The 12652-nt window shown below is 39.8% G+C and carries 9 protein-coding genes; 6 read left to right on the forward strand and 3 right to left on the reverse strand.

Annotated elements, in window-relative coordinates; genetic code table 11:
* Nucleotides 1-25 precede the first annotated feature (25 nt).
* Together J7E77_RS14415 and J7E77_RS14420 are read right to left on the reverse strand one after the other, a co-directional pair.
* Complete coding sequence (locus J7E77_RS14415) at nt 26-292, reverse strand: zinc ribbon domain-containing protein (RefSeq protein WP_214715246.1); 267 nt, start codon at nt 290-292, stop codon at nt 26-28.
* A 17-nt stretch (nt 293-309) separates the two neighbouring features.
* Nucleotides 310-816, reverse strand: coding sequence for a hypothetical protein (locus J7E77_RS14420; protein WP_214715247.1), 507 nt, complete (start codon nt 814-816; stop codon nt 310-312).
* 157 nt (nt 817-973) lie between these two features.
* Here J7E77_RS14420 and J7E77_RS14425 point away from each other — a divergent pair, with 157 nt between their 5' ends.
* The 3 genes from J7E77_RS14425 (at nt 974) to J7E77_RS14435 (ending at nt 7176) form a co-directional block, all read left to right on the forward strand.
* Nucleotides 974-2653 carry an acyl-CoA dehydrogenase family protein gene (locus J7E77_RS14425; protein WP_214715248.1) on the forward strand — a complete coding sequence of 560 codons (1680 nt, stop codon included), beginning with the start codon at nt 974-976 and terminating at the stop codon, nt 2651-2653.
* Between the two features lie 430 nt (nt 2654-3083).
* Complete coding sequence (locus tag J7E77_RS14430) at nt 3084-5837, forward strand: dynamin family protein (RefSeq protein WP_214715249.1); 2754 nt, start codon at nt 3084-3086, stop codon at nt 5835-5837.
* 112 nt (nt 5838-5949) lie between these two features.
* Nucleotides 5950-7176, forward strand: a complete 1227-nt coding sequence (locus J7E77_RS14435; protein ID WP_214715251.1) for an RtcB family protein — start codon at nt 5950-5952, stop codon at nt 7174-7176.
* A 72-nt stretch (nt 7177-7248) separates the two neighbouring features.
* Here J7E77_RS14435 and J7E77_RS14440 read toward each other — a convergent pair whose 3' ends face one another.
* Nucleotides 7249-8205 (reverse strand): D-2-hydroxyacid dehydrogenase, encoded by a 957-nt coding sequence (locus J7E77_RS14440; protein ID WP_214715252.1) that lies wholly within the window; start codon nt 8203-8205, stop codon nt 7249-7251.
* 250 nt (nt 8206-8455) lie between these two features.
* On the opposite strand from J7E77_RS14440, the gene J7E77_RS14445 reads away from it, so the two are divergent.
* The 3 genes from J7E77_RS14445 to J7E77_RS14455 all read left to right on the forward strand — a co-directional run bounded on the left by J7E77_RS14445 (nt 8456) and on the right by J7E77_RS14455 (nt 12532).
* Nucleotides 8456-9664, forward strand: a complete 1209-nt coding sequence (locus J7E77_RS14445; protein WP_251026937.1) for an MFS transporter — start codon at nt 8456-8458, stop codon at nt 9662-9664.
* A gap of 223 nt (nt 9665-9887) precedes the next feature.
* Nucleotides 9888-10655 carry a 3-hydroxyacyl-CoA dehydrogenase gene (locus J7E77_RS14450; protein WP_214715253.1) on the forward strand — a complete coding sequence of 256 codons (768 nt, stop codon included), beginning with the start codon at nt 9888-9890 and terminating at the stop codon, nt 10653-10655.
* Nucleotides 10656-10786: 131 nt separating this feature from the next.
* The gene (locus J7E77_RS14455) at nt 10787-12532 is read left to right on the forward strand and encodes a sigma-54-dependent Fis family transcriptional regulator (protein ID WP_214715254.1); all 1746 of its coding nucleotides are present in this window, start codon (nt 10787-10789) and stop codon (nt 12530-12532) included.
* Nucleotides 12533-12652: the final 120 nt, after the last annotated feature.

The following is a 12652-nucleotide window of genomic DNA, read 5'->3' on the forward strand; positions in this document are numbered from 1 at the left end:
AGGGAGGCTCAAAGCCTCCTTTTTGTTAATTCCTCGAATGCCATCTTTCCAGCTTCGGAATGTTTCTTGTAAACATCCCCGCAATAAACTTCGGCATCCCAAATTCAACAATCTTTTGTTTTACTCTTTCTTTCATTTCGTCAACTCTAATATGAGGTAAAGTGAATTCTCCGTTCATATAGCAGTGGCTGCAGTACTTGGTGCTTTTCGTTCCGTCCTTTTCTGTCCCGCCCCCAAGCTCATCTTTTGCTAACGGCATTCCACAGCTTTGACAGTTTTTATAGCTGGTCATTTCTATCACCCCATTCTTTATTCAAAGTCAAAAACATCCACAATCCGGTCTGCTTTTAGCCGGTTTTGACACAGTTTAAATAATTGTTCCAAAAATACTTCGATATCAAGTAATGTAGAAGGCAGTTTGATTTGAACGGTTGTTGAACCAAACATTTGTTTAAAATAGGCCTTTCTTTGATCATTTTTTCCGTCTCGTTTAAAAGGTTTGTAAGCCCAGACAATATGGGGCACCCCATCAATTTCTTGGATTTGTCGTATCTCTGCGCAGGTTGTGGACCGATCATGTGCATAAATGACTAAATAATAGTTGTCATTACGATGCCAATCGATGAATAAAAAATAATAACCCGTATCGCTATCTGGCCTGGTTACCTCATATGCTGCTAACGTTGGTTTTCCATTAGTCCATTGATGAAACTTTTGGAGGCTTCCACCCGTAATTTCAAGTTTTTTAATCTCATAGGTCGATGAATTAGAGGACTCGATACAGTTAGCTAAAAATATAGCTTGTTCCTTTTCCAACTTAGATTTCCCCTTTATGTATTTGAACCAATTATACTTTGAAAGTGGATGAAAAAGAAAGAATGTCCAAATTTAACTTAAACATATTTTTAACTGAATTAGAAAGTGGTATACTTTATTTATTGATTATTCTGAAAATTAATAAGGAGGTTTTTTGATGAATTTTTACAAAGATGATATACATTTTCAATCACTGCTTAAAGAGCTACTCGATCAACCCTTTTTTGAATATGCAGACAAGGAGTTAACTGTCTTTGGTGAGAAATGTGCAACTGCTATCGATGATCGGGCAAGGTTTACGGACCGGGAAGGACAGCCGCGCTTAAACAGATATGATGCCTATGGTGAAGATATTTCTGAAGTATGGGTGAACGAGGGCTACAGAAGAACCGTTGAAGAAACTTACAATACTGGAATAGTTGGTTATGTTCATAAAGAAATTCCAGAACTCGGGGAAAAAGGAAATTACATATATTCTTATGCACAAGGGTATCTTCTCTCGCAAACAGAGCCTGGATTTTACTGTCCAGTCACATTGTCGATGGCTACTGCTTATTTACTTAACCAATATGCTTCTAAAGAAATGAAGGAGCAATTTTTGCCGCATGTCCTCTCAACAGGTGAAGTTCCACACTATGAGGGTGCTACATTTTTAACAGAGCGTCAAGGAGGCTCCGATGTCGGTGCGAATGAGACGAAAGCTGTTGAAGAAGGAGATCATTTCAAACTTTATGGAGAAAAGTACTTTGCCTCCAATGCCGGTATGTGCGGGGTCGCTATGGTTTTAGCGCGGAAAGAAGGTGCACCATCAGGAACGAAGGGACTGACTCTATTTGCAGTGCCATGGCGAAACCAGGACGGAACACTTAATGGGATTCGTATTCGCCGTTTAAAAGATAAACTTGGTGTCAGGGCAGTCCCTTCTGCTGAGGTGGAATTTGATGCCTCAGATGCCTTTGTAGTGGGCGATCCAGCGAAAGGTTTTTACTATATGATGGAAGCTCTAAATCTATCAAGAGTCTGCAATGCCGTTGCCTCATTAGGAATTATGAGAAGAGCCTATTATGAAGCAAAGGAATATTCTTTAAAAAGGGATGCGTTCGGAAGTAAGCTCGCAAACTATCCAATGATCAAGGACACGCTGACACGGCTTGCGGTAAAGCTGGAAATTGAAACCCGCACCGTTTTTAGCTATCTTCCTTTATTTGAGCGCGTTATGAATAATCAAGCAAGTCAAAAGGAGGCCATTCTCAATCGTCTCTACATCGCCCTTTTGAAAAAAGAAACGGCAGAACAAGCGATTCATTATGCACATGAAGCGATAGAAATGCACGGCGGAAATGGTTATATTGAAGACTTCGTCACCCCTAGACTATTGCGGGACGCTCAAGTCCTGACTGTCTGGGAAGGAACGGCCAATATTCTCGGGTTGGAGGTTCTGCGTTTAATCGAGAAGTATAAGGCAGAAGAGCTGTTTTTAGAAGAGATGAGTCAACGCTTACGGGGAGCTGCCCATTTGCCATCCGAATGGACTTATTTGGTTGAAAATAAATTAATTCAATTGCAGAACCTATCGAAATCATTACGTACGGCATCCGCAGATCATAAAACCTTTCACTCGAAAAAGGCGGCCGAACTTATGGTGAAAATTTTTGAGAGTATTGTCGCGCTTGAACAGGCAGCAAGCGGTGACCGCCGTGCCATCATAGTAATGGAGGTGTTTTTAGAGGAGACGTGGAAGTCTTCTTACTTGTTTAATGAAGAAATGAGGACAGTCGAATACTTTTCGGAAATTGTTTTGAATTCAAAGAGTGAGAAACCTTTATCAGTCAGATAAGTGAACTCTATGAAGCTTGCCATTTCATGGTGGGCTTATTTTTTTAGTTTGATTTGAAAATAAGAATTCATTTTACGTTTAATAATCAATCTATTTCCAATGATATCCAGCAAATGTCGTAAGTTTCGTAAAATATGTTGTAAGTGTCTGAAAATATGTAATAAAAGTCTGAAAATATGTAGTAAGTTTCGTAAAATATGTAATAAGAGTCTGAAAATATGTAATAAGTTTCGTAAAATATGTAGTAAGTGTCATTAATTATTTTTCTTTGTCTCCAAAATGAAATACAAATGACATCCTTTTAAAAAATTGCTCTGGTAGAATCGTATAATTAGGACTTATAATCAGAAAATCCGTCGAATAGTATATAGAATAATTAGGCCTCTTTTCCATATGAATGACAGAGAGTGGTGTAATTGGAGGGAAAGATATGACATTAGAGACGCAATTAAAACAGAAAACGTATTATGAAATGTTCATTAATGAACATGAAAATATTCATCCGATCCAGGTGCTTGGTGAACTGTTTCAGGAGGAAGCGCTAAAGGACCTGCCTGATTTATCGTCTATTCGCTTTGCGCAGGGGGAAGTGTACTTCCATCATAAAGATTATGAGGCTGCCATTTTTAAATGGGAGAATATAATCAATGAACTTGAACCCTGGGCAAAGAAAAATACTGCGGATGCATATTATGAGTTAGGTTTATTATCGACTGCTGAAGACCTTTATTGTGCAATTCAAACCAATAATCTCACCCTAAATACGGAAGTGGCCTTACAGTTATTTTCGTTGTATATAGAGCGAGATAAGCTCGACTTGGCCTTGTCGGTGATTAAAAAAACAATTGCTGCAAATCCAGATTATCCAAATGTAACGGAAATCGCCCGTACTTTTTTTGAAGAGCAGCAGGATTGGAATCATGCAATTGAACTAGCAGTAAACGAGGCAAAACGGACGGAATCATTAGACTGGTACGATATGATCATTACCTATGTGGAAAATGGTGTGGCTAGAAGTCATGCGCCGAGTTATTTTTCACAGGCTTTACTTGAAGTGTTTAGTCTGAATAAACAAAAATTTGAGATGCTTATTTCCGCCCTTTGGGACAGCTATAAGAATGAAGAATCGTATTTTACTTGGATAAGAGAAATGAACCATTTGTTATTAAACCTTGAAATCAGTCGGGATAGAAACTTATCTGTACTTTCAGGCCTCCATAAGGAAGCATTTTTCAACATAATTGATGGAAGGTATTTCATTAAAAGTCTGCAGGATTTTATTCCAGACTTCCTAACAAATTGGTTACGACTTGCCGATCGTAAAGATACCGTGCTTGCAGCAGCTGCCGTGCTCTCATGGAATGAGCTTTTTCCAGCAAGCATAAGTATGTCTATCGTTAGTGAGGCTGAAAAACTGATCAGCATTACGGAAACTGATATGGACGAATTAGAGGAGTGCCTGACACTATTTGATGCTATTACGAATTGGGCCCAATCAAATGAGATGGGCGAGAATAATCGAGTAAAATGGATTGTTGAGCAATTAGTCGATTTTGACAAACAACATCTATTAATTACCGGGTTAAGCGGAAGTGGAAAATCGACTTTTGTTAATTTGGTTCTTGGAGAGGATTTACAGGACAGCCCAACCTCTTCTGTGGTCATGTTTAAAGATTCTGCTGAAGAAGAAATCATAGAAATTACTGATCGAGAGAAGACTCGTTTATCTGGTTTTTCTGATTTTCAAGAACGAATGGACCGACGCCGTAATGCGTTGGAATCTATGATTGAATTTAGGCGTCCGAACGCCTTTTTGCAGGAAAATAAGGTTGCTCTAATTGATACCCCTGGCCTAAAAGGAAACTATAATGATTCCTATGAAGTATTGAAGAATCTGCAATTGGCAGATACCGTCCTCTTTGTGCTCGATGCAAATGCACCGTTTACGGATAAAGAAAGGTCAGTGCTTGCAAAGATTCAAGAGTTAGCTCCTGATATTCCAGTTCATTTTCTATTGAGTAAGACCGATACGCTTGTAAATGAGCAGGAAGCGATAAGAGTTTTCGATGAAACTAGGGCGAGGATTCAATCCTATTTACCGGATGCTTTCGTGTTTGCTTTTTCATCGCAATATGAAAGCAGTCAGCAGCTTAAGGACTTAAAAGAGTTTATCCAATCCATTAAAAATATGAGAAACATTGAAGATAAGCGGTTGGCAAAGCTGTTGTTCTATATTCGGACCACGATTGCCAGCCTTATGCAAAAACGGATTGATGTTGAAAATCAATTGGTAGAATCCGTACGTTGGAATGAAGAAATGCTGCAGAAGTTAACGGGGGCAGTAAATCAACTGAAGGATACGGAGACCCAAAAAACAAAAGCAGTGGTGCAGTCCTACGGTGCCATCAAAGCTTCAATTGAAAAGGATATATCAGAGTCTGTTCCAAAGATGCTTCAAGAGTGTTCCTCTTTCATTAAAGAAGACAGTAATTTTAGCAAGATTCACTTAGAACTTAATGATGAGATGAACAAAAGACTGGAAGTATACCTAGATCAGACGGTCATGCCAAAATATTACCACTTGCTCCAAGAATGGATTGAGGGATGCAAAGAGGAGTTCGTGCAAGGGCAGGAATTCTTGAATGAAATAGGTGAAGGCTTTAATCACATGTATGGGGAAGAACGCCTCAGCCTTGATTGCGATTTTAAAGTGCTCGATGATTGGCACCGTGATACTGACCGGATGACAAGTCGCTTTCAGTTGGAAACTGTCAATATTCTGCTGCGCAGAACCCCGTCTCAATTTTTATTAAAAAGCGCTGGTAAGCTGTTTGGTGCCATGACACAAAATAAAGCACCGCTTTTTAACATATACAAATCATTTGTAGAAAATGAGGAGTATATCGAAGCGATTTCTGCCGTCAAGCAACAGTTTTTCCAGCAATTTGAGCTGTTTGAAAAATCACTGGAGCGAGATGTTACCCTATTTTTCAAGAGTCCATTGAATCTGTTAAATCGTTCAGTGGAGGAAGCAAGATCAGGAATTCAATCAAACCAAGAAATGCTTACGAATATGAATACCAATCCAGAAATGTTCCGCGATCCGTTGACACTATTTGAAGTTAGATTGCGTCAGTTTGAGTGGATGACGGTGGCAGGAAAAGGCATGCAAACCGTCTATTAATATTTGAAAAGGGAAGGTGTCCGAGGCATCTTCCTTTTTTATGAAATTGCGTTGCCCAAATGTCAAAAAAATGGTAGCCTATGGGTAATCTGTTTTGAAGGAGGGAAAACGAGTGATTAAAGTAACGGGTGCACAAACAGAGGCTTGTGTTTTTTCGAACTATCCTCAGGAAACAGCCCTAGAGCAAATCCAAGAGCTATGTAATCAAGCTTTTTTAAAGGATACAAAGATTAGTATTATGCCAGACTATCACGCCGGAAAGGGTTGTGTGATTGGAACAACCATTCAGCTAAAGGATAAGGTCGTCCCAAATCTAGTGGGTGTAGATGTCGGCTGCGGCGTGTTAACCGTCAAACTTCAGGATCAAAAAATTGATTTTAATAAACTTGATCAAGTGATCCGTACGTATGTCCCAAGTGGGCAGGAGCTTCATACAGAGGAGACAGTCAGGTTTATTAATACTAGTTTTCCCGCCATTCAAGAATTTGAAGCAGATCACATATTGAGTGAAAATAGAAGCCTTTATAGCTTAGGTACATTAGGCGGAGGGAACCATTTTATTGAGGTCTCAGTTGATACCAATGGCTATCACTATTTAACCATCCACACTGGCAGCCGCTATGTTGGGGCGAAGATTGCCACCTACTACCAAAAGGTAGCTATCTCAAAACTTCGTCAGCAGGATTTAACTGATATCATTGACCAATTAAAGGCGGAAGGACGTCAAAAAGAAATCGAAGCAATGATTAAAAGCTATAAAGAAAAGAATCCCGTTATTCCGAATGATTTAGCGTATTTAGAAGGCGAGGATTTTCATAACTATATGCATGATATGAAGTTAGCTCAAGCATTTGCAAAAGCTAACCGCGAAGAAATTGCAAGAGCGATCACGGAAAATATGGGACTAGAGGAGCAGGACCGCTTCGATACGGTACACAATTATATCGACACGGAGAACCTGATTTTACGAAAAGGGGCCGTGTCCGCGCAAAAAGGCGAACGTCTTATTATTCCGATTAATATGAGAGACGGGTCGATTCTAGCAGTCGGTAAAGGGAACGATGAATGGAATTATTCTGCTCCGCATGGTGCGGGTCGCGTATTGAGCCGCACGAAAGCAATGAAAACTCTCAATATGGACGATTTTCATAAAACAATGGAGGGCGTGTGGACGACGTCTGTTTCGGAAGAAACCTTAGATGAAGCGCCAATGGCCTATAAGTCAATGAATGAAATTTTAGAAAAGGTAGAAGAAACTGTTGAGATTGCAGGTTTCATTAAACCGGTTTATAACTTTAAAGCCAGTGAAAAGTTCACACCTGGAAGATTTAAAAAATGATAGATTTGGGAGAGAGAGACTGTAAAAATAGTCTCTCTCTTTTCTTTTTTCAATAATTTCTGTACTCCTGTATTAATATCCTTTTGAAAAATTAACAAGATTAATCGATGGGATATTACTAGAAAGATATTCTTTTAAGTTAGGGATCAATATGTTTTCAATGACCCGCTGATTATAGTGATCGGTTGACCCAGAAGTGTGGGGGGTGATGATTACATTTTCCATCTCCCATAACGGACTTTCCGGACTCAACGGTTCTGTTTCAAACACATCGAGTCCTGCTCCCGCGATTGTTCCTTCCTTTAATGCCTGGATAAGGTCAGCTTCCACGACAATCTCCCCACGGCCGATATTCATAAAGAATGCGGACGTCTTCATTTGCTTAAATTGTTCTGCGCCAAACATTTGATTCGTTTCCTTTGTGAGCGGTAATGTAACCACAACATAATCACATTTTGGCAGCAGCTGATCTAATTGGTCTGGAGTATACATTTCATCCACATAGTCCTCTGGCTTTCCAGAGTGCCTGACTCCAAGGACGTGCATGCCAAATGCTTTAGCGATTTTCGCTGTTTCTTTCCCAATGGTACCGACGCCGATAATTCCAATGGTTTTTTCATGTATTTCTAGTCCCATATGGGCATGATGCCAAGTTTTCTTCTGTTGGTTTTTAACATAGGTATGGATTTTTCGTGTTAAGCCAAGCATTAATGCAAAAATAGTCTCAGAAATCGGATAGGCATGGACGCCATTAGCACTAGTCAAGTAAATGTTTCTAGAATCCATCTCTTCAAGCGGCAGGTAATCAACACCGGCACTCCATGATTGGAGCCACTTCAGCTTGGAATATGGAGCGAGGCAGTATTCTTCTATCCCATTATGCCAGCCAGCGATGATTTCCGCGTCCTTTAGATGCTCTTGCCAAATATTTTTATCCTTGCCTACAATCAATTCCCAATCAGGTATCATCGCATTGATTTGTGTTATGTAATCTTGATCAATATTACGGGTGATAACCATTTTTTTCATAAGTGGGGATTCCTCCAATTTAACAATGTTTTCTTTATTTAATGATAACGGAAATCAAAAAAATTGATAAGGTTTTTGTTTACTAGTCGGACACTAATCCGAAGAAACCAACAAATTTTATAAAACTATCTGATATCCAAATATTCTTTTTCCATCTTCTGTGCTATTATTTAGAAATACGAAGTAAATATAAGTAAGCGGATCTTCAGTGTGAAGATTCTTTTTTATTGGAGTGAAGGGAGGGGATTGTTTGAAAGAGCGTTTGTGGACGAAGTCGTTTATTATGCTCATGGTGGGAAATCTGTTTGTGTTTATGTCATTTCAAATGCTTATTCCCACACTGCCGCCATATATAAAATCCATTGGGGCCTCGGGGCTGGAGATCGGCCTAGTGACGGCATTGTTTTCGATTGGCGCTGTCATTAGCCGGCCGTTTATCGGCTTTATGCTTGAGTATAAGCCTAGAAAAGCACTAGTTTTAATAGGAGCAATTATGCTTTTAATGGTCACGATTCTTTATCCTGTTTCACAGGTTGTGGTGATTTTTCTATTATTCCGTTTTGTCCATGGTCTTGCCTGGGGCTGGTCAACAACTGTAAATGGCACAGCGGCGGTTGATGTGATTCCAAATTCACGGCTCGGTGAAGGGATGGGCTATTTCGGACTTTCGATGACAATTGCATACATTATTGCCCCTAGTGTAGGAATATTTGTTTACAATATTACTTCTTTCACGAATCTAATTTATTTTTCAGCGATATTAGGGGTTATCTCGATCATTTTACTTACTGCTGTAAAGTATCAAACTCCTAAAGCAGTGATAAATACTAGAAAAGAAGAATTGAAATTTTCCTATCTAGGTTCACTGGTTGAAAAATCAAGTTGGTTTCCAGCATTTATCACGATTATCATCAATTTAGGTTACGGATCGGTGGTCACATTTATTGTCATTTTTGGTGAAGAGCGTGGCATTGAGCAGATCTTTTTATTTTATATTTTTAATGCGGTGATGGCCACATTGGGCAGACCATTTGCAGGGAGATGGTTTGATGAGAAGGGCCCAATAGGACTTGTATTGTTCTGTACATTCGCTACATTTGTTGGCATATGGGTACTCTCTTTTGCACATTCCAGCTTATTTATTGCCATTTCAGGTGCATTATTCGGTATCGGATTCGGTTGCTTGATACCAACGCTGCAATCTTGGGCCTTACTCATGACACCTGCACATCGACGAGGTGTGGCCAACGGGATGATCTTTTCGTCGATTGATTTGGGGATTGGGCTAAGCGGTCTTATTTTTGGGGTGCTCGCCCAGTTTGTTGGGACGGCATCTATCTTTCGTATCGCTAGTCTTTTTCTCATAGCAGCTATTGTTTTAGTTGTAATAATGGAAAGAAGAAAACGAGCGTCGTTAAAAGACGAAGTAGCAAAGGAAAAGGTCAGGACATCATATTAAATGAGGTCCTGACCTTTTTTATGTTTTAATCCAGCCTGGGAGCAATTTCATTTACAACTTTATAAAACTGTTCAGTAAATGTTCACTTTTCTGGAAAAGATGTCCATACCTAAAACACATTCATTAAAGGTCAACAGTAAATGACTAGTATTCTAGAGTTTTTCTCTTTGGCATAATACTTGCATCATAGAATCATAGGAAATCCTAATAGGAGGTATAAACTATGCAAATTCAAACTTGTCGTGCGATTGTTACCGGCGGTGCCTCAGGGCTTGGAGAGGCAACCATCCGTAACATTGTTCAAAACGGAGGAAAAGCTGTTATTTTTGACCAATCGGAAGAAAATGGTTTACGTCTCCAAAACGAACTTGGTGAAGCCGTTTTATTTTTAAAAGCAGATGTCACTATAGATGAAGACATTCAGGAAGCAGTTAGTAAAGCTGCTGCGTTTATGGGTGGAGTGAATACCGTAGTGAACTGTGCAGGGATTGGGATTGCGGAGAAAGTGCTTGGCAGAAATGGCGTGCATAATCTTTCACTTTTTTCAAAAGTCATTCATGTGAATTTAATCGGTACTTTCAATGTGATACGGATCGCTGCTGAGAAGATGATCAGTAATAAAGTGAATGAACAGGGTGAAAGAGGTGTGATTATTAATACTGCTTCTGTTGCTGCTTATGACGGACAAATTGGCCAGGCCGCTTATAGTGCCTCGAAAGGTGGAATTGTCGGAATGACTCTGCCGATTGCAAGAGAGCTTGCTCGCTACGGAATTCGTGTGATGACCATTGCTCCTGGACTTTTCCATACACCGATGTTTGATACTCTTCCACAAGAGGCGAAAGATTCACTTGGAAAGATGGTGCCGTTCCCGTCAAGACTAGGATTCCCGAGTGAATACGCACAACTAGTTCAAAGCATCATTGAAAATCCAATGTTAAATGGAGAAACACTTAGGCTTGATGGGGCAATAAGAATGCAGCCGAAATAAAGGTGAAGTTGGGGAAGGCATAAGCCCTTCTCTTTTTCGTTCGTATGGAATGATCAGAAGTATTGTTAAAATATTCAAAAATATCCCTCTTTTTTGTTACAATAAAGATATGAATAAAAGGGGGTAACGAAATGCTCCAAATTAAAGAGCTTATTACGCCAGTCGATTGTATAGTTACCGAAAATACGACACTAGTTGAAGCCATCAGTCTGATGAACAAAAAGAAGTGGAACCTGCTTCCTGTATCGGATGTTGGTAGAAAACTAGTTGGCGTTTTTACCCGAAGCAGTTTGTTTCAAATGGTTTTGGACGAGAAACCCCTAACCACTCCTATCAAAAAATACATAAAAGCTCAGGTTAAAACACTGCCCATTAATACCCCATATGAAAAAATCGAATTGATTGTCAAAAACAGTCAGGTTGGCACCGGTGTGATCATCGATGAACATGACCAGGTCGTAGGAATCCTCACGAAAACAGATATGGTCATGTCACTGCTGCAAACCTCACAAGAGTTAAAAACAGTAAAAACCTTAAAAAGGACATTAGAAACAGCTTTAGACCATGCCTATGACGGGATTGTCATGACGGATGAAAAGAAAAACATCCTGATGGTCAGTCCTCCTCTACTCGAATTATTTAATCTTCAACTGGAAGCAGTTCTATACCATCCCGTTGCGAAAGTATTACCGGAATTACAATTAGACAATGTTTATCAATCAGAAACCGCTGAGGTTAGCGAATTTTTAGAAATCAATGGTATTAAATATATCGTCCACCGAATTCCCATTCAAGAGAATGGAAGAATCATTGGAGCTATTGGCAAGGTCGTGTTTAGACAATTAAATGAGGTCAGCGAGTTATTCAAAAAGTTACAGAAAGCGGAAAATAAGGCGAGTTTTTATCATCAGCAATTCCAGAAGTCAGAGTCAGCCAGGTTTACTTGGGATCACCTATTAACCGTTGATCCATATATGGAAAAGTTGAAAAAAAGTGCGGCCAAAGCGGCAAAAGGAAGGTCAACTATTCTTATCCGTGGTGAAAGTGGAACGGGTAAAGAATTGTTTGCTCAAGCAATTCATAATAGCAGTGCAAGAAATACAGGAAAGTTTATTGTGGTGAATTGTGCAGCGATACCAGAGGATTTGCTAGAATCAGAGTTTTTTGGCTATGACGAAGGGGCCTTTACGGGTGCGAGACAAAAAGGAAAACTTGGAAAGTTTGATTTGGCTAATGGTGGAACGCTCTTCCTTGATGAGGTAGGGGACATGTCACTCTCATTGCAGGCCAAGCTGCTGCGCGTGCTTCAGGAAAGAGAGTTCTACCGGGTTGGCGGTACGGTAAGAATTCAGGTTGATGTCAGAATCATTGCTGCCACCAATCGAAATCTTGAGGAAATGGTCCAAGAGGGTCTTTTTAGAGAGGATTTATATTATCGTCTCAATGTTATTTCATTAAATGTCCCGCCACTCCGCGATCGACTGTATGATACTGATCATTTGATTGGGCGGTTCATGATTGAATTGAATCAAATTTTAGGAACTAGCATTACTGGTATCGAAGATAGGGCAAGAGGAGCGATGTTAGATTATGCCTGGCCTGGAAATGTCCGTGAACTGCGAAATGTCATGGAACGGGCCATGACATTTGCGGAAAATGGGAAAATTAGATTGGAGGATCTTCCCGATTATTTAGTGAAGCAGGTTTCCGTTGTAGAGCCTTCTTTAAATGTGTCACTTGTCGAAAACGCAGAACTCGAAGCGATTAAAAAGGCATTAGTACAAGTACAAGGGAATAAAGTAAAAGCGGCTAGATTACTAGGAATCAGCCGATCCGGTTTATATGAAAAAATCAAAAAATACAAACTGCCGACCTAGGGTGAAGAGTGTCCAAAAAATGGACACCTTTTTGTATTTTGTGTTTGCTTGAAAAACATATCGTCATTTAAGGCTGCTGCTTTTCAGGCTGATGGCCTACGTATTGTTTTTTTGAATAAC

Source organism: Bacillus sp. ISL-77, assembly GCF_018613105.1.